Source organism: Ruegeria sp. HKCCD6428, from assembly GCF_013110595.1.
Taxonomy (GTDB): domain Bacteria; phylum Pseudomonadota; class Alphaproteobacteria; order Rhodobacterales; family Rhodobacteraceae; genus Ruegeria.
Genome location: NZ_WVQX01000017.1, coordinates 11,739 through 35,106, shown reverse-complemented (window position 1 = coordinate 35,106; position 23,368 = coordinate 11,739). Strand labels below are relative to the sequence as shown.

Genomic DNA, 23,368 nt, shown 5'->3' with positions numbered 1-23,368 from the left:
GTCAAGAGGACTATGGTTTTGTACTGGACCAGCTTGCGGCCAATGCATCGGTTAATCTGTCCATGATTGATCAAGATATCAGCTATGGAATCTTTGACTTGAAAGGTTCCAGCGCGGCAATTCAGTCCCTTCGCTCCGCCTGCGATTCAGGTGCTCGCCAGGGGGCCTCCTACGAAGCGCCCGAAGGCATCGCCTATTGTGGTGGCGGAGCGGTAGAGCGCGTGATCGAACCGGTAATTTTGGACACTCCGGACGGGGAGTGGGACGCGCGAGTATCGGTCAATGGCGAGTTGATCAGAGCCAAGACCGCCTATAGTTACTTTGGAAACTCTAAGCCGCCGGTCGGATTTGTCGTCGCCCTGCTTGGGGAAGACAGGTCCGAGTTTCTGATTTTTAACGAAGGCGCGGAAAACTGGCTGGAATACGGGGACTTCAGATATGATCAATGCAATTGACGCCGCCTTCCAACCAGCTTCCCCAATAGAGCACCAGTTGAAGTATTTGGTTTCCGGGATCGTATTTGTTTCGGGTCTAGTTTGGACCTCACCAGCTGTCGCGGCTGATGTATCGCAACTTCCGCCCGGTTTGCAGGCGAAGGTTGATCTGGCGGCACGAGCCTGCGCGGAGTTCAACGACGGTCAGTTTGACATAGCCTGGGGCGCGGTTGAAAGGGTCGATCTCGACGGAGATCTACAACGCGACTGGGTTCTGAATGAGTCTGGTTTTGCGTGTTCGAGCGCCGCATCCCTTTACTGTGGTACCGGCGGATGCATGTCGCACTTTTGGATTAGCGAAGAGGTGCACTCCTTGCTCAACCAAGGCTGGACGGTCGTTGATTTTGGGAGCCAACGCATTGTCATCGCGGCCGTGCATGGATCCGATTGCGAGGGAATAAATCCGACGCCATGCGTCAGCGCCAGTGTTTGGGATGCCGAAGCCAAGACTTGGCGCTCATCTGCTGGAAGCTGGGAGTAAACTGTTTTTTGTGTTTAGCAACTGTGCCAGAGGACCCTGTTTGTTCTTGGGGTTCTCTGTGGCATGCAAATCTGTGGGATAGCTGTGCAAAGCTGTGACCAAACACCGCGCAGGTTTATGGGTTAGGTTCTGCGGTTTTTCTTAAGTCACAGGGCGGCCTATACTCTTCAACCGCAGGTAAATCCCCACGACCTCAGACAAAAGAACAGATGACGAGGAGGCAACAGCGGCAGTTCAGAGTGGTCGGCTCCCGCTGCATTTTGAAGCCTCAGCATGTGCTTCCCCACAAGTTCTGCGTCACGACACCTCAGGTGGTACCAGTATTTATCGAGCTGATCGGCAGCTCTTCTGGCTTTCATTTCAGCGAGCTTGGGCGACTTCGTGCGAAGGGAAGGCACGCGAGCAGCAACCAGACCACAGCCATTGGCAACTTGCCGAATTTGGGAAGGACGGGAATGGATGTAGGCATCACAGTGTTCGAAAACCAAGTCCCCGTTTTTGCAACACGTCGCGCCCCTGGAACAAGGGACGGCTGTTGGTACAGAAGCGGCTATTGCAGCCAAAGCAGGCTTGGGTCATTCGCCCCCGGCTTGAACTCGCAAAAACCTGAGAAAGCTTGTTCTGTTCCATCGTGCAATCGACAGCAAGTTGTGTGGATGCCGTCGACAACACAGATCGCGTAGGACAGCGGTGAAACACCCAAGCACGCGAAATACTCTATTCGAAACCCCCTATTTTCACAGATCTGCTGTGATCCAGTTGGGAGCTCGGCACCTGATCAGTGGCAGGCCAATTGCTCACGCTTGGGGCTTGGCCTTTTGCACAGTTTGCCCGCAGGTAGGGCAGTGATCTGCCTGGGACATGGTCTCAGCGTGTACGCGGTTTCGGATATGATCGGCAGCGCGACGCGAGAGACCCAATTGCTTGCGAACGGCTTCAATAACGGCCTCGTCCGCGTCGCAGATATCGCCGTCTTCCAAGGCCTTTCGAAATTCACGTTCCAAGCTGGCTCGTCGGCGGTGCAACTGGTCGTTCAGACCGCTGGCAATGATCCCTGCGGGCAATGCGGCCATCCCAATGCCAATCACCGTGATCGCAGCGCCGAAGATCTTACCGGCAACTGTCACGGGCGTTACGTCGCCATAACCAACGGTCGTAAGCGTTGCCATCGCCCACCACATCGCCGCTGGGATCGATCCGAATGCCTCCGGTTGCGCCTCGTGCTCTGCCAGCCATGCACCGCTGGCCGCAAAGATCAGCATCACCATCAGGATGAAGAAACCCGCAAAAAAGGCGCCGGCCTCTTCCTCAAACACAGCGAGCAGCATTCCGAGTGCAGGCGAGTACCGAGTGAGTTTGAGGAGCCGCAACATACGGAAGGTCCGCAACAGACGCAGATCAACCGGGAAGATCAAATAGAGCAGCGCAGGTAAAATCGCTAGTAAATCGATGATGGCGATCGGGGAGACAGCCCAGGCAGCCCGCGTTTTGTAACTTGGATTTTCGGTGGCGACCCACAGCCTTGCCGCGTATTCGACTACGAATACGAACAGAGAAAAACCCTCAAAGAGGTTCAGCGCCAGGCCCCAACGGGCATATATGGAGTCGACCGTCTCCAGGATAACGGCGGCCACGTTCAGTGTGATGAGGACAATTAGAGCAATTTCAAGCAACCATGGACCGGTGGCCGCCCGGTCCGGGCGCTCGAGCCACCAATAGACTTTCCTTTTTAGATAGCCCGAATTTGTAACTGCCTTACTCATGTCGAAACTGCGTCCAGGCGCGCGTCAGGGGGATCGCGATTTGCGATAGCAAGGCTGTGCCCCAGATCAGATTGCCAACCAACGAGGGAACATGGGGGACGATAAAGAAACAGGCAATAGCCAGAACGATCCCAAATACCCGCACATCCCAGCGCCCAAAGTCCGATGCAAGACGGTGTTCAATAACGTTCTGGAGCACCCAAAGCATGGCGATATATCCTGCAAGGCCGAAACAGCCAATGGCGGCATATTCGGTCGGGTATGGCTCCCAAAAACCGACTTTGACCTCGGCAGCTAAGGCCACGCCTACCATGACGCCGCATAACATCAAGATCAGATGCGCAAGCCACCAGATGACCAATGTCGACACCTTCTTGTCGTTGGGCTTGGCGTTGCCGACAAAGTCAAAATAAATCCAGCACATGACGAACATCGAAACGCCACCGATGACGAAATTAACAAGCACATCAAGTGAGACTTTGTAGATGCCTTTCTCGGACAAAGTTACGACGAGTTTGAAGAACCCTTCGCCCAGAACGATCAGTGTAAGCAGAGCAAACCGTTCCGCCATATGGCCAAGGCGCGGGACGAAACGTTCGAAGCGCAATACAGTGAGGCCTGGGATCATGTACATCGCCTGCGTGGCCACCATTGCGGCAGCAAACACCCAATAGGCCAAGGGTGTTGGCAGAAATGCCGTGATGGCAAAGATCACCGCAAAAACCGAAAAATTCCGGATCTGGGCCGTCGACATGGACTCGCCAGATGAATTGGCCCGCCGGGCGCGATAGTACAGCGCCGCGAGCATGGCCCTGTTCGCTGCAAATCCTAACGCGAAGAAAACCCAACCCTTGCCGTCAATAGCCGGGATCGCCGCTGCCATGAACATCACCGTGCAGATCATCACGGCCATAATCAGCCGGTGCCAGAAATCGGTGCTGACGAAGATCGAGTTGAATATGCTGAGTTCGCCCCACGCGTACCAGAGCGTGATGAAGATACCAGCGAACACAAGAAACCCATGCAGATCGAGATGATGCGACAAGTAATTGCCCAGCAGAAAGATCGTCACGACATGGATCAGGTCGTAGAACAGCTCGGCCCAGTGGACATGATCATGTGCATGGTCAAGGTCCTGGTGATGTTGGGGCTTTCGCCACATGGGGTGGTCATGCAATGCCATAAATTGGGAACTCTTCAAGGTTGGAAGGCTGTTGTGGCCGACAAGCGGCCACCCAGATTGAGTTTCACTATAAGATGAAGGTTGTCGCGGAGACTTTCGTCATGCAACCCCCACAATGGTTGTTCAGCGATGGCATGCCAGGCAATACCTGTTCGATCGTGGGTTTATTGCGCTGGCAGTGCCCGGTATCCACGGATGTCACGCGGCCCTGTCGTCTCGTAGATGCAGCAGGATGCGTGCGTAGTTTTCCTCGCCCTGCGCGCCGGTCACAAGGTGACGTTTGCCGAACACCATTGCGGGCACACCCTGAACTCCTCGGCTGATCCAGAATTGCTCTTTCTGGCGCACGTGATTGGCCCGATCTTGGCTTTGCAACTTGTCCAACGCATCCGCGCGGTTCAGCCCGATGCCAGCAGCCGCATCGGCCAAAACCTGTATGTCCGAGACGTTTTCGCGGCGTGTAAAGAACGCCGAAAAAAGGGCCTGCTTCATTTCATGGCCTTTGCCTTGCTCGGCGGCCCAGTCAATCAATTGATGCGCACGGAAGGTGTTATACATCCGCATGTCATCGGCGTAATTGAACGTGAACCCCAGTGCCGCGCCCATCTCGGTCAGGCGGGCTCGTACCTTGATCGACCCTTCCAACGTCGTCCCGTATTTCGATGCCAAGTGGTCGCGCAGGTTCTCACCACCCTCGGCCATCTGCGGATTCAACTCGAATAGATGCCAATGGATATCCAGTTCGGTCTGAGTGTCGCGCGCGGCTTCCCGTACCAAACAGATGAAAAAGCACTCACATCCTCACGTGCGAAGACCGCCCATTCCAACAGACGGTGCTGCAACTCGTTGAGCCTCTGTGGGTCCGCGTTATCCCCGACCGGTGTGTCCTCATAGTAGGGCTTGAACGCGTTGAAGATGTCTTCCTCTTCATTGGCGAAATCGAGGACAAAGGTTCGTGACTTACCCGGTGCCATGCGGTTTAGCCTGGAGAGGGTCTGAACAGCCTGAACTCCTGCCAACCGTTTCGCGACATACATGGTTTGCAGCAGGGGCTGGTCGAAACCTGTCTGATACTCTCAGCGGCTAGCAAGACCCGGAACTGATCGCCATCAAAAGTCTCGGGTAACTCGGCTTCCGGTAGACCATTGTTCATCCCCACTTCGGTAAATGAGCTTTCTGGTAGCTTTGCATCACGACAACGCAGGTGATACCAGTACTCGTCCAGCTGATCGGCTGCTCTTCTGGCTCTTGCTTCAGCGATCTTGGGCGATTTTGCCCGTAGCGAATACGTGATCCGAGGCGACGTGTAGTGGTTTCTCAACTCTTTCGGGATACGGCGGCTGAAGTAGAAAACACCATCTTTGATGAAGGTGAATGGGCGCGAAATGGTCTCCGACATGGTCTACGGCTCCTAGCAGTGGCTAAAAGCTGAAGCGATACCAATGTGTTAGCTGAGGAGATGGTGCCCCCACACGGACTCGAACCGCGGACCTACTGATTACAAATCAGTTGCTCTACCAGCTGAGCTATAGGGGCACTGGCTGTCGATTACTTCCTCTGGCAGTAGACTGCAAGCCTGAATTTTAGCCCAAACTTAGACATTGCCCGATTTCCTGAGAACGTGCAAAAAAAACGCTGAATTCATCCGTTGCAAATATCTCGCGAGTGGTAACAGACGCGGCTATGCAGAAAAGCCAAGGGGTAAAGGAAAAAATGCAGGTTGCCATCCACGCCGGTGTTGCCTTTTCGGATGAAGGGCTGGTGATGTCCTCGCTTGGCGCGAACAGGAGCGTACTTGCCAAATACCGAACTGCGGTTCTGGGGCCGCGTCGGTCCCGGCTATTCGTCAAAGTGATGTCTGACTCGATTCTGCAGGGTGTATCTGATGCAGACGCACGGAACAGATTGTCCGAGCTTGTTGCCGGAAACCAGAATCTGGACCGCGTGGTTGTGTCGAGCGACAAGTTCTTTGGCCCCAGGCGTAACGCGCTGCAAGACGGCCAGATCTATCCGTTTGCGGGGAATAGAACAGCCCATACGGACACTCTTCTGGACGGCGTGCAGGTTCAAGTGTTTGCAGGGCTGGTGAACCCCGGGGTTTTTATTCCAAAGATTCTGGCCTCGATCCATGAAGACCATCGGCGGGACATTCTGGCCAGCACCGATTTAAGCTGCCTCAGCTGGCTTGGCATGATCGAAGACCTGCGGGATCTTGCGCCTCAGGTTCAGCTCACCTTGTGGGAACACGAGAATTCCCCGCTTATCTGGGGCGATATCATCCGCGCCATAGCGGGACTGCCTGACGAGGCTGTGCTTCATGAAGAGTTTGCATTCCTGTCCTCCCTTTTGACAGAAGCCGGACAACGTCATGTATTGGACATCGTGAGAAAAGGGGACGCCATCGATCACGGCCGCCGACGTGAAGAGATGGCGAATATTCTGGACGAATACGCCCGGCCGGAGCAAATCGAAGAAGAGCTCGATTTACCGGGCTGGAATTCCGACATAGTTGAAGCGTTCACAGAGCTTTACGAGCAGGATCTGGCCACGATCCGGTCCATGCCGGACGTTCATGTTCTGCAAATCTGATTGGTTTGCGCAGTGCCGTTGGATTGGGTGCACAGATGGTGCGAAGGTAGCTTTTTTCGCGAATCCAGCGTGATGGCAGGAACGCATGGGTATTTGGGGCCCTGCTGAACATCAGGCCACGAACTGGTGGTCTTGCGGCGACGTGTTGACACGGAAACCCTGCCGATCAACGGATTAATATGACGGACCATGGCGTTCGACCAAATTGATCATCCGGTTTTCCGCAGAATGGCTTCAACTGACCGGTTCATTTGTTTGGCACAATTCATCAGGCAACTAAGTAATCTCGCAATATCCCGTTGAACAGTTCAGCTTTTTCCAGATGCGTCGCATGTGCAGAGTTTGGTATCACCGCTAGGTTTGCATTCGGGATGGATTGCCACAGCTGTTCCGTCTGACTCCATGGGTAGGTGCGATCACGATCCCCCCAGACAATCAGCGTCTTCGTCCTGATTGCCGGCAGGTTTTCAGCGCCGCTCCAGGAATGCATCGCATCCAAACCTGACAGCATGGCCTTCAGGTTGCTTTTCTGGGCTATCGTGGCGCAAAGTTCATATTCCAAGGCTTTTTCGCGTTCGAGAAACCAGGTTGCCGCAATCCGCCGCGCCGTCACTTTCGGCCCGTCTACACAGGCACGGGTTTTCGAGGTGTCGATGGTCTCAAACCGCCCGGGCAGCACACCTACGGACCCGGTGCCATAAAGAACCAAACGGTCAACACGCTCGGGCGCACGGGCAACCATTTCCTGCGCGACCATTCCACCCATCGAGTGACCAACCAGGTGGAATGTCTCGATGTCGCGCGCCTTCAGCTCATTCAGCGCCCAGTCCGCGAATCCCGAGATGCTGCAAAACGCGTCACGTTGCGCATTTTCGCCAAAACCCGGCAGATCCAGCGTGATGACATCGTAACCTTGCAAAGCCTCGACCTGCCGCTGCCATTGCCGACTGCCGCCCAGGAACCCGTGAACAAACACGATGGGTGTCATTTCCGGCCGCCCTGCACAATCCGATCGAGGATCATGGCACAGAACAGGATTGAGAACCCCGCAAGAATACCCTGGCCCACATTCGCGTATTGCAACGCTTCAAGAACATCCTCGCCCAGCCCTTTGGCACCGATCAGAGACGCAACGACAACCATTGCCAGTGACAACATGATTGTCTGATTGATCCCCGCCCGGATCGATGGGCTTGCCAGCGGCAAGTCGACTTTGGTGAGCAGGTACCATTTGTTGGCGCCGAAACTGATCGCCGCCTCGCGTACGCTTTCGGGCACGCCACGCAAGCCGAGAACGGTCAGGCGCACCACGGGCGTACCACCGAAAATCATCGTGACCACGACTGCCGCCGGCTTGCCGACACCAAAAAACGCGATCACGGGGACCATGAAAACAAAGGCGGGCATGGTTTGCATGAAATCCATGATCGGCTGGATGAAAGCGTAGAACCGAGGGCGACGCGCCGCGAACATGCCCAGTGGAATTCCGATGACAATCGACAGGCACGCCGCTGTCCCCAACAAGGCCAGCGTGGTCATTGCGCCCTCCCAAAAGCCCAACAGCCCCATATAGGCCAGAAACGCGCCCGAATAGATTGCCGTGCTGACGCCCGCAGTCAGCCATGTCAGCAGAATGATGAGACTGGCGATCACGATCCATGGCGTCTGCACCAAGATGACCTCAAGCGCGTCCAGCAGGGTGCGGATACCGAATGTCAGCCCGTCAAAGAACGCTTCGCTGTTGCGCACGCACCAGGCGATGAAGTCTTCCACCCAGGTGATGCTGGTCAGGCGGATATTGGGGTCTGTCGGGAAATGGCTGAGCAACGAGAAACGCCCCGGAAAGCTGTAATGCATCATCGCCGCAGCAACGATCAGCACCATGAAGATCGCGCTGAACACGATCTGCGATACCGGCATTGCAGATCGGATTGAACGATCTGACAGCCATTCCGAGAAACGCGCCTCGAGCGCCCAGTTTGCCACCTGTGACTGAACAAGCTTGACGATGATCAGAATGATCAGGCCGGTCAGAACGATGTATGGCCCTTCAGCGGCCATTGCTTCGGCTTCGGCGCGGATGCCGCCTATGTTTTCCTCGAGCGAGTCCACCGTCCGCTGATAGACGTCGATCTTGTCCGAGTTGTTTTCGATGGCAGCGGCCAACTGCTGTCGGCGCAGCTCAAGCGTCCCTTCAATTGACGCGATGCGTTCCATTGCCTCGGCCGCCAAGTCGCCGAACATCCCGCGCGCGATCTGCACATAGGCTATTGTTTCGAGGATCAAAAATGGCAGCGCCCATGACCACAACCCCCGTGCACCGAACCAGACCGGGCCAAACAACCCGGCCATCAGATTGAAAGTCGGCGTAAATCGGGACGAAGCGCCGATCTTGTCGAAGTTGCGGATGTAATAGTCGGGGCTGGTGCGAACGAAGGCACGGATGTTTTCGCGCCGCTCTTCGGCATATGCCAAAGCGGCCTCGTTCTCGGTATCTTCCAGCGGGTTCACATCTGAAGAACTCATGACACTTCGGTTCCTTCGATCACGGTGCGCAACAGATCGGCACGGGTTATGACGCCAACATCCACGCCGCCGTCCTCCACAAGGATCGCGCTGTCGGTGTCGATTGCCAGATTGATCAGCGTGCTCAGGTTTTCGCCTTCATTCACACGCGGGGCGTCCGATGGCAGAGGACCATGGGTCGCGACATGTTCCGGTATGGGCCGCATGACCGCGTGGGCACGCACCACCTTGAGCCTTGAGATACCCGCCACGAAATCGGCGACATAGTCATCGGCGGGGTTCATGACGATGTCTTCGGCCGTCCCGATCTGCACCACCTTGCCGTCGCGCATGATTGCGATCCGGTTCCCGATACGGACGGCTTCATCCAAATCATGGGTGATGAAGATCGTCGTCTTTTTCAGGATTTTGCTCAGTCGAATGAACTCATCCTGCAATTGCCGCCGGATCAACGGGTCCAAAGCCGAGAACGGTTCGTCCATCAACAACACATCCGGGTTCGCTGCCAGTGCCCGGGCCAGGCCCACACGTTGCTGCATACCCCCGGACAGCTCGTGTGCGAATTTCGATCCCCAGGCTCCGAGTTCGACGATATCCAGAATAGCCGCTGCCTGACGCATGCGTTCATTCTTGCTGACCTGCCGGATCTCCAGCGGCATTGCGACATTGTCCAGCACAGACCGATGCGGCATCAGCGCAAAGTTCTGAAAGACCATGCCAATCTTGTTGTTGCGAAACTGCTGAAGCTCTTTCGGGCCCAGGGCCATCACGTCCGTGCCCTCGATTTCGATCTTGCCTGCGGTGGGTTCCAACAGCCGGTTGAAATGGCGGACCAGAGTGGACTTCCCGCTGCCTGACAGGCCCATGATGCAGAATATCTCGCCCCGGTTGACCGAAAGACTGACATCCGCGACGCCGACAACACAGTTGTATTCCGCCAGCACCTGGGCCTTGTCCAATCCACGGTTGCGGATTGCCTGCAGCGCTACATCGGGCCTGCCCCCGAAAATCTTCCAGACATTCGAGATTTCAATAACGGTATCGTCGCTCATAAGTCCCCCAGAGGTCTGCTTTTGGGTGGCGCCAACAGATGCCGCCACCCTGTTTCTGGAAGCTCGATCAGAGGCCCAGCCAAGCGTCGACACGATCAGGGTTCGCCTCGACCCACTCGCGTGCAACCTCTGCCGGATCACGGCCCTTGCCGCTGATCTCATAGGCGAACTCGCTGACATCATCCGCCGTCAATGCGAAATTCGCCAAGAAATCGGCAATCGCCGGAGAACGCTCTGGCAGCGTGTTGGACCACGCAATCTGCACGTTCTTGAGGGCGTCCTTGGTCGCAACATTGGATTTGTTGTACCAGTCCGGGTCATCAGACGGTTGGACCATCACGTATTTTGCCGGGTCGAATTGTGGCTCGGTCAACATCTGGACGTCGAACATGTACCAGACGGCATGCGGCTTGTAGCAATAAAAGGCGTAGCCTTCGCCCTTGGCGATGCTGTCCTTGATCCGCGCGGTTTTCACGCTTTCCTCGGCACGTATCGGCTCAATGAAATCAAGTAAACCATAGTCGCGGGTTTTGACTTCGTTCACGTTGGCCGAAGCCCAACCCGGCGCGCCAATCCACATTTCACCTTTGCCATTGCCGTCACTGTCCATCAATGCGGCCACATCCGGGCGGCCCAGATCGGCGATGTCGGTGATGTTGTTGGCTTCACCAAAGTCTTTGCTGACGCAGAAACCCTGATTGCCCTCGTAGGGGTTCGATGACAGGGTGACGGTGCCCGCTTCGTCCACATATTTCTTGGTGAAGCTTTCCTGGTTGGGCAGCCAAACGTCGGGATGAACGTCGATGTCGCCCTTGCCCTGATCCATCGCCTGAAAGATCGTGGCGTTGTTGCCGGGCACATATTCCACTTTGCCCCCGATGCGCATTTCCACGACCGCGCCCAGCACATGGGCAATCGCTTGGGCGCCGGTCCAGGATGGCACGCCGATTTTCACTTCTTCGGTTGCGAATGCCGGCACAGCGCAGACGCTGAGCGCAGCAGCCATCCCCAGCTTTTTCAGATTGGTTCTCATGGTCTTCTCCTCTGTTGAAATGCACCGTGGTTCGGCGTCGTTTTTTCCGTCGTTCGATTTTCCTATCGCGCAATAGGGGCGCGCCAACTTGCCTTTGGCGACACATTCGGACGGAAGGCTGAAACAAGACCAACCGCCAGACCCTGCCCGGAAGTCTAGAACAGGAGCTTTTCCGAGAGCCAATTCGAACATTTCATCAAACTATTCTGTTTCTGCATAGTTTTCTGTATCGTTGCTGAAGATGCTCTTTCACAAGCGGGGATACGCAGTGGATCTGAATTGGCTACGCGATTTTGAATGCCTCGCTCGGACCTTGAACTTCACCCGTGCGTCTGATGAACGCAACATCACGCAATCCGCATTCAGTCGCAGAATCAAAGCCTTGGAAAGCTGGGTGGGGTTGCCTTTGGTCAATCGGGCAACCTATCCGGTTCAATTGACCGAGGCCGGCAAACAATTCCTGCCTGTTGCCCAGGCGGCAATTTCACAGCTGTCTGAATCCCGCCAATCCCTGCGGGACGCCGACCGGGGCGACAGTCGGTTCATCCGGTTTTCGGTTCTGCACACCATAGCGGTTAATTTTTTGGCAACCCGCATAGAAGAGTTGCAAAAGCAGATCCCCGATTTGCGCACGCGGGTCCTGTCCGATTCTCTGAGCACCTGCTGTGATCTTTTGGTCGAAGGCGCGGTGGATATCCTGCTGTGCTACTATCACCATACTGTCTCGCCCATGATCGACGAAACCGCGTTCGAGCGAAAGGATCTGTTGAAGGACCGTCTGATCCCGGTGGCTGCCGCTCAGCCGGTGCGGGCACTGGGTTGGGATTTGTCCCGGCAGGATGGCCCACCGATCCCCTATCTGGCCTATGACCGATCGTCCTTCTTGGGCATGGTCGTTGAAAACACCGTTGACCGGAAACCCCAGAATACCGAAACGATATATGTCGATAGCCTGGTCGAAACGATCAAGCGAAGATTGATGACTGGCAGCGGATTTGCCTGGATGCCCGAAACGTCGATCTCGGCGGAGCTGGATCAGGGGTTGCTGGTGCCGATCGGTGACGATGCATGGTGTGCAACGTTGACGATTTCAGCCTTTTCCAATCCGGCCAGTTTGGATCAGATCGCGCACCAGCTTTGGCAGCGTTTGTGACCGGACGGATTCGTTTTGGCGCACCGACGGGCCATTGAACGGAAAATGCGCCTTTACCTCCTATGCCGGCCCGTCTGAGAAAAATTGACGATCGCGCGGACCAGCAGATCGATCGTATCCACTGCATTGGCGTCATCCGCGACGCTGTCGGCAATGAGAGAGAACTCAGAGCAAGCGACAAACTGCAAGTCCGCCCCCGCCTTGACCAAGGCCCTTGAGGACGCTCGCAGCGTTTCGCGCGCCTTGTCGCTTTGGCCGTTGACCTTGATCGCGCGGATCGCCGCCAGCATCGCGTCGTCATCCGTTGGCCAAACGGTTGACAGCCCGCGCGCGTGCAGGGCTGTTTCGAAAAGACAAGTACGGCGCACCGCCGGAGAAGCGAGCACACCAACGCACCCACCCTTCCCGAGTGTCCCGACGGCGTGATCCGCAGCCAGTTCAGCCATGTTCAACAGCGGAACGGTCGCGGCATCGGTGATCGCCTTGGCATAGTGATGCGCCGTGTTGCAGGGCATTGCCAGCGCCACGGCGCCGGCATCCTGAAGACGTCGTGCCATCGCCGCCAGTGTCGGCCCCGGATCTTCACCCGCCCTTTCGATCAGATGCGCGATCCGTGACGGGACCTGGGTGTTCATGTCGATCAAAAGCGGAATGTGGTCCCGGTCGTCGCTCACCGGCACAGCCTCGACCAGTTTGCGCTGGAGGAGGATCGTTGCCTCGGGGCCCATGCCGCCAAGAATGCCGATGGGGCGCAGCGTCATTGCTCAGATATTCACCCAGCGGTCTTTGTGATCGAAGGCAAAGTCATACCCCGCCAAAGCCGCCGCGCCGCCCGTGTGAAGGAAAACGACCCGCTGGTCTTTGAATTCGCCTTTGCGCGCCAGATCGATCAGGCCCGCCGCACCCTTGGCCGAGTAGCAGGGATCCAGAAGGATACCTTCCAATTCGGCAAACATCTGGATCGCTTCGATGCCGCTTTCAGTGGGCAGGCCATAGCCTTCGCCGACATAGTCGGTATTGGCCATGACATCTTCGCGCTTTACCACGCCCGCGCCCCCCAGCTTTTCGGCCGTCTTGCAGGCGAGGTCGTACACCATCTGTTCCTGCTTTGGCCGAGGTGCCCTTGTCCCGATGCCAAGCACCGGCACCTGCGCATTCATGGCGCACATTCCCGTCACCAAACCTGCCTGTGTACCGGACGACCCGGTCGCATGTACCAGCCGGTCAATCCGCAATCCGCTGTCATTGGCCTGACCCAACAGTTCAAAGGCCGCGTTTACATAGCCCAGCGCCCCGGTCGGGTTCGAGCCGCCGCCGGGAATGACATAGACATTGCGGCCTTCTGCCCGTTTCTTCGCGGCAGCCTTTTCCATTTCGCCCGGCATATCGTGACCCCCGGGAAACTTCTGGGTGGTCGCGCCGTGCAAGTGGTCCAGCAGGACATTGCCGTTTGTATTGTAGTTGCCATCTTGATAGCCGGTGCGATCTTCCAGAAGAACATGGCAATCAAGGCCCAGCTTGGCGGCAAACGCTGCGGTTTGTCGACCGTGGTTGGTTTGGGTGGCACCTTGCGTCATCACCATGTCGGCGCCCTGCGCTTCTGCTTCGGCCATCAGAAATTCCAGCTTGCGGGTCTTGTTGCCGCCGGTTGACATGCCGGTGCAATCGTCGCGCTTGATCCAGATTTCCACCCCCAGTTCTTTGGAAAGCCGCTTCATCGGTTCAAGCGGTGTCGGAAGATGGGCGAGGTGAAGGCGGGGAAAGCGCGCAAGATGCATGTCACAATTCCTAATATTGATTTTCGTCAATTTACGCTGTGTGTTGCCGCTCTGCTAATTCGAAATTCAATAGGTATGTTGCAAAAATTGCATATTAGTAAGGTCTGGGCTATCTGGTTCACATGCGTTTGGAGTGGATCGACGACATATTGGCCGTGCTGGACAGCGGATCGCTGACGCGCGCCGCGGAAAAACGGCTGCTGACCCAATCTGCCTTCACCCGTCGGGTGCGGCTCATCGAAGGCAGTATCGGTGCGACCCTGTTTGATCGTCGTCGCAAACCCGTATCCCTGATGCCGGGCGTTCAGGCGTTGGAACCTGAACTGCGCGAGCTGAGCGCGCGTCTGCACAAACTGCGTCACAGTTTGAAAACAGAAAGCGATCAGGCCAGCCAGTCTTTGTCGCTCGTGTGCCAGCATGCGTTGACGACAACCGTCTCGCCGAAGGTGGTCCGGATGTTGACCGAAAACAGCGATATCTCGGTTCAGGTGCGATCGGGGAACCAGGACGAATGCCTGTTGCAACTGATCTCGAAAGAAGTCGATTTCGCGATCATGTACGCGGCATCGGACGGCGGGGTGCAGAACCTCGAAAGTGCGTTTGAGGCAAAGACGCTTGGTGCCGACACATTGATCCCGGTATGCGCACCTGCAATGCGCGGGGAATTGGATGGCAAGACCATTCCTGCGATTGTCTACCCGCCTGATGTTTTTCTTGGGCAAGTGTTTTCCCAATTGATTGCACCGCGGTTGCCCGACGAAACCAGACTCGTGGCCAAGGCCGAGACGGCCCTGACGCTGGCGATGCTGCATTATGCCGTGAAGGAAATCGGTGTTGCCTGGTTGCCCTATTCTTTGGTCGCCACGCCGCTTGCTCAGGGACAGCTTGTAAGCGTTGAAGACGCCCTGCCTGCGCAGGCGCTGACAATAAAAATGGTCCGTTTGGCCGAAGCGAAGCCAGAGTTCAGTGAATTGATTTGGCAACGTCTTGCCGGGCAATCGCAAAGCTTTTGGTTGTCGCAGGATCAAAGCGACGAGGCGACCTGAGCCGTTCACCGAGAAAGGTGCCGGGTCTGCCGATCAGCGTCGGAAGAATACGCAACGGAATAGTGGCAAAACCGAGCTGGATGTATCTAACCTGTGCTGAAATGACAGCAACAGGGCAGGTCAGCGGATGTTCGGGAAGGTATTGAAAACGGGTATAGGTGTCGTGGTTCTGGGCATCGTGGGGCTGCTTGGTTATCTGCTGATCGCCCCGCCCGATTTGTTGAAAGTAGGCACGAATTACTCGGCCAAGATTGTCTGTTCGAATGTTTTCATTGCCGGACGTGATCCGGAAGAGGTCCTTGCGGTGGATGTGCAGGCCCCGGGGCATCCGCTGCTCAAACATGTTTCGATTGAGGTCGATCGAGAGGCGCAGACTGTTCATGCGCAACTCTTTCGGTTCTTCGCGCCCGCCACATCGCAGTTCCGGCAGGGGCTTGGCTGCACCAACGTGCATGCTACATCCCTGAGTGCGCTAGGGCTTGAGGCCGCCAAGCCCGCGCCGACAGGTCTTTGGCCAACAGGAAACGACGTTGCGCAGTCTCAAGATCCCAAAATTCAGGCCGTCTTGTCGGATGATACGCTGCTTGGCGAAGGGTACCGCGCCGTAGTGGTGGTTCAAGGCGGGCGCATCGTGGCCGAACGCTATGCGGAAGGGTTCGACGCCGACACACCGTTGCTGGGCTGGTCCATGACCAAGACGGTCACGGCCGGGCTGATCGGAACGTTGATCAACGCGGGTCAGATGAATGTATCGGACACCCTTGTCGACAGCTTTCCCGAATGGGCAGAAGACGCAAGGCGAGACATTACTGTTGCGGACATGCTGGCGATGACAAGCGGTCTGCAATGGAATGAAGAATACGGAGACGTGTCAGACGTGACCAGGATGCTGTATCTCAGCAATGACATGGCCGTTTTCGCTGCCGACCGTGCACTGGAAGCCGGCATTGGAACCGACTTCAACTATTCCTCCGGCACGTCCACCGTGTTGTCCCGGGTGTGGCAGGACAAGCTGGCCGATGGCGGTTTCAGCTATCCTCGGGATGCGCTTTTTGAACCGCTTGGCATGGCTTCGGCGATCATCGAGACAGATGTCGCCGATACATTCATCGGATCCAGCTATATGTACGCCACGGCCCGAGACTGGGCGAAGTATGGCCAGTTTCTGCTGCAAAAAGGGGTTTGGGACGGCGCACAGATTTTGCCCACAGGTTTTGTGGACTGGATGTTCGAACCCGTTGCGGCGTCTGGCGGGGAATATGCCAAAGGTCATCTTTGGTTGAAATCGCCGGGCGACCTGCCACCGTTTGAAGACGCGGTTTGGTTGCAAGGGCATGACGGTCAGTCCATCGGAATTTTCCCGTCGCGTGACATGGTCGTCGTGCGGATGGGGCTTACACCTTCACGGGTGGGCTATTCTTCTTTGCCCTTGGCGAAAGCGCTTATTGCGGCTTTCGGGGGGTAGGGGATCGAACATTCCCATCGACGCACCGCCCGACATTGCGGCGGGCATCGCCCGTAGGGCAGGACACTGGGTCGCAGATCGGTATCTTGCACGCCGGCACAGTTTGGTATACCGCCGCATACAAATTCAAGGTGCCGGGCTTTCACATGGCCCGGTGCATCAGCTAAATGGTCGGAACCGTCATGAGCCTTTACATAGAATACCTGAACGAAATCGAGACGCGCAAAGAACAGGGTCTGCACCCCAAACCCATCGAAGACGGTGCTCTTTTGCAGGAAATCATCGGGCAGATCAAAGATACGGGTCACGCTCATCGTGCCGATTCACTGAACTACTTCATCTACAACACGCTTCCGGGCACAACCAGCGCCGCAGGTGAAAAGGCGCGCTTTCTGAAAGAGATCATCCTGGGCGAAGCGACGGTCGAAGAAATCTCGCAGGATTTCGCGTTTGAATTGCTGTCGCATATGAAGGGCGGCCCATCGGTAGAGGTTCTGCTTGATCTGGCGCTGGGCGATGACGCAGAGATTGCGCAGAAAGCGGCGGCAGTTCTGAAAACCCAGGTGTTCCTGTACGACGCAGATACCAACCGTCTGAAAAAAGCCTTTGAGGCCGGGAACGCCGTTGCCAGGGACATTCTGGAAAGCTATGCCAAGGCCGAGTTCTTTACCCGGCTTCCCGACATCGAAGAAGAAATCAAGGTTGTGACCTATGTGGCGGCCGAAGGGGATATTTCGACCGATCTTCTGTCGCCCGGCAATCAGGCGCATTCGCGGTCGGACCGCGAATTGCACGGAAAGTGCATGATCTCACCCGAAGCACAGGCCGAGATTCAGGACTTGCAAAAACAGCACCCGGACAAGCGCGTCATGCTGGTTGCTGAAAAAGGGACGATGGGCGTTGGATCGTCGCGCATGTCCGGTGTCAACAACGTTGCATTGTGGACCGGAAAGCAAGCTAGCCCCTATGTTCCATTCGTGAACATCGCGCCGGTTGTTGCCGGTACAAACGGGATTTCACCGATCTTTCTGACCACCGTCGGCGTCACCGGCGGGATCGGCATCGATCTCAAGAACTGGGTCAAGAAAGTGGATGCCGACGGCAATCCGATCCTGAACAATGACGGCAATCCTATCCTCGAGCAGAAATATTCCGTCGAGACCGGAACGGTACTGACCATCAACACCAAGGACAAAAAGCTGTACAATGACGCAGGCGACAAAGAGCTGGTCGATCTGTCATCATCCTTCACGCCGCAAAAGACCGAGTTCATAAAGGCCGGGGGATCTTATGCCATTGTCTTTGGCAAAAAGCTTCAGACATTCGCGGCCGAGACGCTCGGCATCGAGCTGAAATCTGCTTTCGCACCGTCCAAGGAGATCTCGCATGAAGGGCAGGGCCTGACGGCGGTTGAAAAGATATTCAACAAGAATGCGGTTGGCGTGGCCGAAGGTAAAGTTCTGCATGCGGGCTCGGATGTTCGGGTGAAGGTCAACATCGTCGGTTCGCAGGACACCACCGGCTTGATGACTGCGCAGGAACTGGAAGCCATGGCGGCGACAGTGATATCGCCCACCGTTGACGGCGCCTATCAGTCTGGCTGTCACACTGCTTCGGTTTGGGATTCCAAAGCGCAGGCAAATATCCCAAAACTGATGAAATTCATGAACAACTTTGGTCTGATCACCGCGCGTGACCCCAAAGGTGTTTATCACTCGATGACAGACGTCATCCACAAGGTTCTGAACGACATCACCGTGGATGACTGGGCGATCATCATCGGTGGCGACTCGCATACACGTATGTCCAAAGGCGTCGCGTTTGGTGCTGACTCTGGTACTGTTGCACTGGCGCTGGCCACTGGCGAAGCTACCATGCCGATCCCGGAATCGGTCAAGGTGACGTTCAAGGGCCAGATGGCGGATCACATGGATTTCCGCGATGTGGTTCACGCCACCCAGGCGCAGATGCTGAAGAAATTCGGCGACAACGTGTTCCAGGGGCGGATCATCGAAGTTCACATCGGCACATTGCTGGCGGATCAGGCATTCACCTTTACTGACTGGACGGCCGAGATGAAGGCCAAGGCCTCGATCTGCATCTCAGCGGATGACACGTTGATCGAATCTCTGAAAATCGCAAAAAGCCGTATCCAGATCATGATCGACAAGGGAATGGATAACGAGGCCCGGACGCTGCAAGGCCTGATCGACAAGGCCGACGCGCGCATCGCGGAAATCAAGTCGGGTGAAAAGCCGGCCCTGAAACCGGATGAAAACGCCAAGTATTTTGCCGAGCTGGTGGTTGACCTGGATGAGATCAGCGAACCCATGATCGCCGACCCGGATGTCAATAACGCCGATGTATCAAAGCGGTACACCCACGATACGATCCGGCCGGTTTCCCACTACAAGGGGGAAAAGAAGGTCGATCTGGGATTTGTTGGATCGTGCATGGTGCACAAGGGCGATCTGGTCATCGTCTCGCAGATGCTGAAAAACATCGAGAAAGAAAAGGGCACTGTCGAGTTCAAGGCGCCGCTGGTCGTTGCTGCGCCCACCTACAACATCATTGATGAGCTGAAAGAAGAAGGCGAGTGGAGCATTCTTCAGAAGTATTCAGGCTTTGAATTCGACGATCTGTTCCCAAAGAGCAAAGCACGGACGGAATACGAGAATATCCTGTATCTGGAGCGTCCGGGATGTAACCTCTGCATGGGCAACCAGGAGAAAGCCGCAAAGGGTGACACTGTTCTGGCCACGTCCACACGCCTGTTCCAAGGCCGTGTTGTTGAGGACGCGGCGGACAAGAAAGGCGAATCCCTACTGGCATCGACCCCGGTGGTGGTGCTGTCGGCTGTTTTGGGCCGAATGCCGACCGCCGAGGAATACAAATCGGCCGTGAAAGGTATCGACCTGACCAAATTTGCGCCTCCGATGGAAAAGCCCGCAGGCACGAAGTCAGCGCATTTCTAAACGCAAGGCACTAAGTTGATTGCTCGGTCATCCCTTCAGGTGGCCGGGCGATTGAGTTCCGCTGTGTTCAGGCCTGGTTGCAGCGCGCGCCGCGCAAAAACGCGGCATGGGAATGCCCCGAACCTTTCGCACGACTTCGCGTGGGCCACTGGGGAAAAATCCATGATCCACGGTCATCGGTCGCTGTTTGGGGTCAGGCTGACAGCTCTTTATACATGTAAGTTGTGGGTTCCAGTCTGGTTTCGAACGGATTCCGGCAATAGTTCGGAATTTCTCCGGCGATCTGAAATCCAAGGTCCAGATAAAGCAATCGAGAAGGGTCGGTGCTGCGGGTATCCAGAACCAGCATCGTGCGCTCCAACTCTGCCGTTCGCTGAAAGAGGGCTTCCATCAAGGCGCGGCCAAAACCGCGCCGTCTGGCGTTCGGGTGCACCAGAAGTTTTGCGACATCGGCGCGGTGCGGCTGATTGGGCATGGTCGCGGGGATTAGTTGAACCGTGCCCTGAATGCGCCCTTTGTGGTGGAGGACAAACAGCTCCAATGCACCGGATTTCAGCCCAGGTCGAACGTTTTGCAGCCAGTATTTTCGTGCGTCACCCTCGGTAAACGGAAGGACAAAGCCGATGCTGGCCCCGTCATGCACACAGGCGTGGAGGATTCCCGCCAGATCATCCACTGCCGCGCTGAAATCGGGATCGGTCAGACGCGAGATCATATCAGCACCAAAAGATAACGCGCGCCGCGAGATGCCCCGGTTTCAAACCGGGTTGGGCCCGACAGGTGATAGCGCAGGCAATCTCCGGCGCTCAGCGCATGGGGGGTTCCGTCAACTGTCAGTGTCAGTGCGCCGTCGATCAGGATCAGATGGTGTTCCTGCCCGGATTTGGGCGGCGCCTCGTAAGTGATGACCGTATCGCGCGGCAGGTGACATTCCACGACCTCGGCGTTCAAGCCGTTTGCAGGCGGTGAAACTGCACGGCGGGTAAAGCCGGTTTCGGGATCCCGCCATTCGGTCTGGCGTTCAAACGCCACTTTGGGGTCAAAGCTGTCTTCGACCATCATCAAAAGCCGGGACATCGGCAGATCATAAGCGGCACAGAGGCGGCCAAGACTCTCAGCGGTGGGGCTGACCTCTCCTTTCTCCATGCGGGACAGCGTGGCGCGGCTGATTCCGCTGTGGGCGGCCAGTTGATCCAGGGACCACCCGCGCCCGTGGCGGAGATCGTTCAAACGGACGGCAAGGCGGCTTGAGAGGTTGTCGAGCATGGATCATGAACGAGAGAAGTTTTCATTTATGGGAAAATTACATAAGAATTATGTATATGTAAATGAAAAAGGGCGCAGAAACTCCGCGCCCTCTGCCAGCTTTTGACGAGGCAGTGGATTACTTCCAGCCGACTTCGTTAAAGATTTTCTGTGCTTCCGGGATGTTTTTTGCGACTTCCGACAGGTTCACGTCGTCAGCTTTGAACTCACCCAGTGCCTTTACCGATTCCGCCAGTTCAACACTCTGTACTGCCGGGAATTCGTCATTGCCCGCCGAGAAGTACTTCTGCGCCTGATCGCTTGCCAGATACTCGAGGAACAGGATTGCGTTTTCCTTGTTCGGCGCGTGTGCCGCGACGCCACCGCCCGACAGGTTCATATGCGCACCATAGCTGTCCTGATTGGGGAAGACCCAGCCGATCTTGTCGAGGTCAGAGGACAGGCCTTTGACGTCTTTGCGGATAGCCCGCGCATAGTAGTAGGTGTTCGATACAGCGATGTCGCATTCACCCGAAACGATGCCACGCAGCTGGTCGGTGTCACCCCCCTGCGGGTCTCGGGCCATGTTGGCGACAACGCCTTCGGCCCAGGATTTTGCAGCTTCGGCGCCTTCATGTGTGATGATCGAGGCGAGCAGGGTCTGGTTGTAGGTGTTGGTCGAGGACCGGATGCAGATCAGGCCCTTGTATTCCGGCTTGGCGAGGTCTGCGTAAGTGGCCGGCGGATTGGCAACGTTTTCTTTGTTGAAAAAGATGATCCGACCGCGCTGCGAGAAGCCGAACCACTGGTTGTCTTCGTCCTGAAGGTTGGCGGGGATGCGCTCCTCCAGGGTTTCGCTGTCGATTGCTTGCAGAATGCCCGCATCTTTGGCGCGCGCCAGGCGAGACGTGTCGACCGTCAGCATTACATCCGCCGGAGAGTTCGCGCCTTCAGCTTCCATCCGCGCAATCAATTCATCCGCCTTGCCTTCGATCCGGTTGATCTTGATGCCGGTCGCTTCTTCGAAGTCCGTGTAAAGACGTTCGTCAGTGTCATAGTGGCGCGAGGAATAAAGGTTCAGCTCGCCTTCAGCCGCGGCTGATGTTGCGATCAATGCCGACAGAGCGGCAGCCAGGCAGGTTGTGGATTTCAGCATAGTTTGCCCCAACAATTGAATTTCGCGTCGGTCGATATCCCGACTGATTTGCTCAATTATACGATTCTCAGCGAGATGCAAGAAAATCCGACAGATTTACTTGGTCAAATGAGCGCAGGCGCACTTGCGAGGCTTTTCCGGGCGGGCGCGATTTGTGTTGAACGGAAAGATCCGCGTCACACGGCCGTGTCTGGATCACTCACGATCAAGTACCTCAACTGCAAGGATCGTGGGCAAATGGCGCGCGACTTCCGTCCAGGTGTCCCCTTCATCAACACTGGCAAAAACCGAGCCGCTGTTGGTCCCGAAATAGATACCGGCGGGGTCTCGGTGGTCTCCGGCCATGGCCTGTCGCAGAACAGTGAAAAAACAGCTTTCTTGCGGCAACCCACGCCGCTGGTCTTGCCATGTTGCGCCTCCGTTTGTGGATTTCCAAACTGCCGCGGCGGCATCCGGTGGATAGCGCCCGATGCTGTCTCCGTTCAAGGGTAATGTCCAGATCGTGTCCGGATCACGTGGGTGCACATGAATCGGAAATCCAAAGGTGGATGGCAGGCCTTTGGTGATGTCATCCCAACTGCGCCCTCCGTCGGCCGAGCGCCAGACACCGTGATGGTTTTGCTGGTAGAGCAAATCCGCGGTTCCTGGAGCTTGAACCATGTTGTGGACGCAATGACCCGTTTCACCATCCCTGGGGGCAGCGGGATGATCATGATGCGTGCAAGATTCGGCGTTGGACAATCTGTTGCGCCGCTCCCAGCTTGCGCCGCCATCCTCGGTTGCAAACACACCCGCAGCGGAAATGCCGACCCAGAGCTTTTTCGAATCATTTGGGTCAGTCACGATTGTATGCAGGACCAGCCCCGCACCGCCGGGATTCCAATCGGGTGCTGAGGGGTGGTTTGTCAGGCCCTCAAGCGTGTCCCATGTCCGACCATTATCGTGGCTGGCAAGCAGGCGGGCCGGTTTTGTGCCAGCGTACAACGTTCCATGTTGATAACGCAAAGACCAGACCTTCGAAAACTCATCGGCGAATGGTGCGGGTTCTCCGGTCCAGCCGATCATCTGGGCAAAATCCTGATCGTTGGCGGCCCACTCGTCCATTTGGCCTTTGGTGAGTTTTGCGACCTGCCAAGTCACACCGCCGTCTTCGGAACACCAGACACCGGCGCCATGCCAGTCACCACCGCCCCCGGCCCAAAGCGTGCCCGTTTCCTTGTCGCCGATGACGTGGTTGATCGGCCATCCTTCGCAATGCGGGCCCGTCACTTTCCAGCCTGACCTGTTCTGATCGCCAGAGACAATGAACGTTCCCTTGGTCGTCCCCACCAGTACGTCGATGCCGTGTTCGCGCATGGGTTTTACACTCCGCAATATCGAAGCAAGGGTAGCACGTCGGGCGCACAGGTGCAGAAAACAAAAAAAACCG

The 23,368-nt window shown here is 56.4% G+C and carries 21 protein-coding genes, 1 tRNA gene and 1 pseudogene; 7 read left to right on the top strand and 16 right to left on the bottom strand.

The window, feature by feature from the left end:
- Positions 1-455: pseudogene (locus GS620_RS21575) on the top strand (hypothetical protein); the annotation flags it as partial.
- Complete coding sequence (locus GS620_RS21570; protein WP_171617704.1) at positions 439-975, top strand: hypothetical protein; 537 nt, start codon at positions 439-441, stop codon at positions 973-975. The pseudogene GS620_RS21575 and the gene GS620_RS21570, both read left to right, overlap by 17 nt.
- 797 nt (positions 976-1,772) lie before the next feature.
- On the opposite strand, the gene GS620_RS21565 is transcribed toward GS620_RS21570, so the two are convergent.
- The 6 genes from GS620_RS21565 to GS620_RS21545 all read right to left on the bottom strand — a co-directional run bounded on the left by GS620_RS21565 (position 1,773) and on the right by GS620_RS21545 (position 5,457).
- Positions 1,773-2,738 (bottom strand): ion transporter, encoded by a 966-nt coding sequence (locus tag GS620_RS21565; protein ID WP_171617703.1) that lies wholly within the window; start codon positions 2,736-2,738, stop codon positions 1,773-1,775.
- The gene (locus tag GS620_RS21560) at positions 2,731-3,921 is read right to left on the bottom strand and encodes a low temperature requirement protein A (protein ID WP_171206319.1); all 1,191 of its coding nucleotides are present in this window, start codon (positions 3,919-3,921) and stop codon (positions 2,731-2,733) included. The genes GS620_RS21565 and GS620_RS21560 overlap by 8 nt, the downstream gene beginning before the upstream one ends.
- A 198-nt stretch (positions 3,922-4,119) precedes the next feature.
- Positions 4,120-4,698, bottom strand: coding sequence for a DsbA family oxidoreductase (locus GS620_RS21555; protein ID WP_216597991.1), 579 nt, complete (start codon positions 4,696-4,698; stop codon positions 4,120-4,122).
- Positions 4,632-4,958, bottom strand: coding sequence for a hypothetical protein (locus GS620_RS22370; RefSeq protein ID WP_371809837.1), 327 nt, complete (start codon positions 4,956-4,958; stop codon positions 4,632-4,634). The genes GS620_RS21555 and GS620_RS22370 overlap by 67 nt, the downstream gene beginning before the upstream one ends.
- Positions 4,901-5,320: a DUF6538 domain-containing protein gene (locus GS620_RS22155; RefSeq protein WP_253284017.1), complete on the bottom strand. Its 420-nt coding sequence runs from the start codon at positions 5,318-5,320 to the stop codon at positions 4,901-4,903. Before GS620_RS22155 ends, GS620_RS22370 begins: the two co-directional genes overlap by 58 nt.
- A gap of 61 nt (positions 5,321-5,381) precedes the next feature.
- Positions 5,382-5,457, bottom strand: a tRNA-Thr gene (locus tag GS620_RS21545).
- A gap of 147 nt (positions 5,458-5,604) precedes the next feature.
- Here GS620_RS21545 and GS620_RS21540 point away from each other — a divergent pair.
- Positions 5,605-6,510, top strand: a complete 906-nt coding sequence (locus tag GS620_RS21540; RefSeq protein ID WP_171617702.1) for a hypothetical protein — start codon at positions 5,605-5,607, stop codon at positions 6,508-6,510.
- Between the two features lie 268 nt (positions 6,511-6,778).
- On the opposite strand, the gene GS620_RS21535 is transcribed toward GS620_RS21540, so the two are convergent.
- The 4 genes from GS620_RS21535 to GS620_RS21520 all read right to left on the bottom strand — a co-directional run bounded on the left by GS620_RS21535 (position 6,779) and on the right by GS620_RS21520 (position 11,121).
- Entirely contained in the window at positions 6,779-7,498 is a 720-nt protein-coding gene (locus GS620_RS21535) for an alpha/beta fold hydrolase (protein WP_171617701.1), read from the bottom strand.
- A complete protein-coding gene (locus GS620_RS21530) occupies positions 7,495-9,036 on the bottom strand; it encodes a proline/glycine betaine ABC transporter permease (protein ID WP_171120634.1) in 1,542 nt (513 codons plus the stop codon). The genes GS620_RS21535 and GS620_RS21530 overlap by 4 nt, the downstream gene beginning before the upstream one ends.
- A complete protein-coding gene (locus GS620_RS21525) occupies positions 9,033-10,088 on the bottom strand; it encodes a glycine betaine/L-proline ABC transporter ATP-binding protein (protein WP_171617700.1) in 1,056 nt (351 codons plus the stop codon). Before GS620_RS21525 ends, GS620_RS21530 begins: the two co-directional genes overlap by 4 nt.
- 67 nt (positions 10,089-10,155) lie before the next feature.
- On the bottom strand, positions 10,156-11,121 hold the full coding sequence (locus tag GS620_RS21520) for a glycine betaine ABC transporter substrate-binding protein (RefSeq protein WP_171617699.1): 966 nt from the start codon (positions 11,119-11,121) through the stop codon (positions 10,156-10,158).
- A 268-nt stretch (positions 11,122-11,389) separates the two neighbouring features.
- Between GS620_RS21520 and GS620_RS21515 the strand changes: the two genes are divergently transcribed.
- Positions 11,390-12,274 (top strand): LysR family transcriptional regulator, encoded by an 885-nt coding sequence (locus GS620_RS21515; RefSeq protein ID WP_171331588.1) that lies wholly within the window; start codon positions 11,390-11,392, stop codon positions 12,272-12,274.
- Positions 12,275-12,327: 53 nt separating this feature from the next.
- Here the strand turns inward: GS620_RS21515 and GS620_RS21510 are convergent, their stop codons facing one another.
- Positions 12,328-13,035 carry an aspartate/glutamate racemase family protein gene (locus GS620_RS21510; RefSeq protein ID WP_171617698.1) on the bottom strand — a complete coding sequence of 236 codons (708 nt, stop codon included), beginning with the start codon at positions 13,033-13,035 and terminating at the stop codon, positions 12,328-12,330.
- A gap of 3 nt (positions 13,036-13,038) precedes the next feature.
- Positions 13,039-14,052: a D-cysteine desulfhydrase gene (locus GS620_RS21505; RefSeq protein ID WP_171617697.1), complete on the bottom strand. Its 1,014-nt coding sequence runs from the start codon at positions 14,050-14,052 to the stop codon at positions 13,039-13,041.
- A 122-nt stretch (positions 14,053-14,174) separates the two neighbouring features.
- On the opposite strand from GS620_RS21505, the gene GS620_RS21500 reads away from it, so the two are divergent.
- The 3 genes from GS620_RS21500 to GS620_RS21490 all read left to right on the top strand — a co-directional run bounded on the left by GS620_RS21500 (position 14,175) and on the right by GS620_RS21490 (position 19,538).
- A complete protein-coding gene (locus GS620_RS21500) occupies positions 14,175-15,098 on the top strand; it encodes a LysR family transcriptional regulator (protein WP_171617696.1) in 924 nt (307 codons plus the stop codon).
- Positions 15,099-15,225: 127 nt separating this feature from the next.
- Entirely contained in the window at positions 15,226-16,563 is a 1,338-nt protein-coding gene (locus GS620_RS21495) for a serine hydrolase (protein WP_171617695.1), read from the top strand.
- Between the two features lie 182 nt (positions 16,564-16,745).
- Entirely contained in the window at positions 16,746-19,538 is a 2,793-nt protein-coding gene (locus GS620_RS21490; protein WP_171617694.1) for a bifunctional aconitate hydratase 2/2-methylisocitrate dehydratase, read from the top strand.
- Positions 19,539-19,731: 193 nt separating this feature from the next.
- Here GS620_RS21490 and GS620_RS21485 read toward each other — a convergent pair whose 3' ends face one another.
- The 4 genes from GS620_RS21485 to GS620_RS21470 form a co-directional block, all read right to left on the bottom strand.
- Positions 19,732-20,253, bottom strand: a complete 522-nt coding sequence (locus GS620_RS21485; protein ID WP_171617693.1) for a GNAT family N-acetyltransferase — start codon at positions 20,251-20,253, stop codon at positions 19,732-19,734.
- On the bottom strand, positions 20,250-20,804 hold the full coding sequence (locus tag GS620_RS21480; protein WP_171617692.1) for a helix-turn-helix domain-containing protein: 555 nt from the start codon (positions 20,802-20,804) through the stop codon (positions 20,250-20,252). The genes GS620_RS21485 and GS620_RS21480 overlap by 4 nt, the downstream gene beginning before the upstream one ends.
- Positions 20,805-20,922: 118 nt before the next feature.
- The gene (locus GS620_RS21475) at positions 20,923-21,939 is read right to left on the bottom strand and encodes a Fe(3+) ABC transporter substrate-binding protein (protein WP_171172616.1); all 1,017 of its coding nucleotides are present in this window, start codon (positions 21,937-21,939) and stop codon (positions 20,923-20,925) included.
- A gap of 195 nt (positions 21,940-22,134) precedes the next feature.
- Positions 22,135-23,295 carry a sialidase family protein gene (locus GS620_RS21470; RefSeq protein WP_171617691.1) on the bottom strand — a complete coding sequence of 387 codons (1,161 nt, stop codon included), beginning with the start codon at positions 23,293-23,295 and terminating at the stop codon, positions 22,135-22,137.
- Positions 23,296-23,368: the final 73 nt, after the last annotated feature.

Coding starts and splice junctions, on each gene's coding strand:
- GS620_RS21570 (WP_171617704.1), top strand. CDS start 439: ATGATCAATGCAATTGACGCCGCCTTCCAACCAGCTTCCCCAATAGAG.
- GS620_RS21565 (WP_171617703.1), bottom strand. CDS start 2,738: ATGAGTAAGGCAGTTACAAATTCGGGCTATCTAAAAAGGAAAGTCTAT.
- GS620_RS21560 (WP_171206319.1), bottom strand. CDS start 3,921: ATGGCATTGCATGACCACCCCATGTGGCGAAAGCCCCAACATCACCAG.
- GS620_RS22370 (WP_371809837.1), bottom strand. CDS start 4,958: ATGTATGTCGCGAAACGGTTGGCAGGAGTTCAGGCTGTTCAGACCCTC.
- GS620_RS22155 (WP_253284017.1), bottom strand. CDS start 5,320: ATGTCGGAGACCATTTCGCGCCCATTCACCTTCATCAAAGATGGTGTT.
- GS620_RS21540 (WP_171617702.1), top strand. CDS start 5,605: ATGCAGAAAAGCCAAGGGGTAAAGGAAAAAATGCAGGTTGCCATCCAC.
- GS620_RS21535 (WP_171617701.1), bottom strand. CDS start 7,498: ATGACACCCATCGTGTTTGTTCACGGGTTCCTGGGCGGCAGTCGGCAA.
- GS620_RS21530 (WP_171120634.1), bottom strand. CDS start 9,036: ATGAGTTCTTCAGATGTGAACCCGCTGGAAGATACCGAGAACGAGGCC.
- GS620_RS21525 (WP_171617700.1), bottom strand. CDS start 10,088: ATGAGCGACGATACCGTTATTGAAATCTCGAATGTCTGGAAGATTTTC.
- GS620_RS21520 (WP_171617699.1), bottom strand. CDS start 11,121: ATGAGAACCAATCTGAAAAAGCTGGGGATGGCTGCTGCGCTCAGCGTC.
- GS620_RS21510 (WP_171617698.1), bottom strand. CDS start 13,035: ATGACGCTGCGCCCCATCGGCATTCTTGGCGGCATGGGCCCCGAGGCA.
- GS620_RS21505 (WP_171617697.1), bottom strand. CDS start 14,052: ATGCATCTTGCGCGCTTTCCCCGCCTTCACCTCGCCCATCTTCCGACA.
- GS620_RS21500 (WP_171617696.1), top strand. CDS start 14,175: ATGCGTTTGGAGTGGATCGACGACATATTGGCCGTGCTGGACAGCGGA.
- GS620_RS21495 (WP_171617695.1), top strand. CDS start 15,226: ATGTTCGGGAAGGTATTGAAAACGGGTATAGGTGTCGTGGTTCTGGGC.
- GS620_RS21490 (WP_171617694.1), top strand. CDS start 16,746: ATGAGCCTTTACATAGAATACCTGAACGAAATCGAGACGCGCAAAGAA.
- GS620_RS21485 (WP_171617693.1), bottom strand. CDS start 20,253: ATGATCTCGCGTCTGACCGATCCCGATTTCAGCGCGGCAGTGGATGAT.
- GS620_RS21480 (WP_171617692.1), bottom strand. CDS start 20,804: ATGCTCGACAACCTCTCAAGCCGCCTTGCCGTCCGTTTGAACGATCTC.
- GS620_RS21475 (WP_171172616.1), bottom strand. CDS start 21,939: ATGCTGAAATCCACAACCTGCCTGGCTGCCGCTCTGTCGGCATTGATC.
- GS620_RS21470 (WP_171617691.1), bottom strand. CDS start 23,295: ATGCGCGAACACGGCATCGACGTACTGGTGGGGACGACCAAGGGAACG.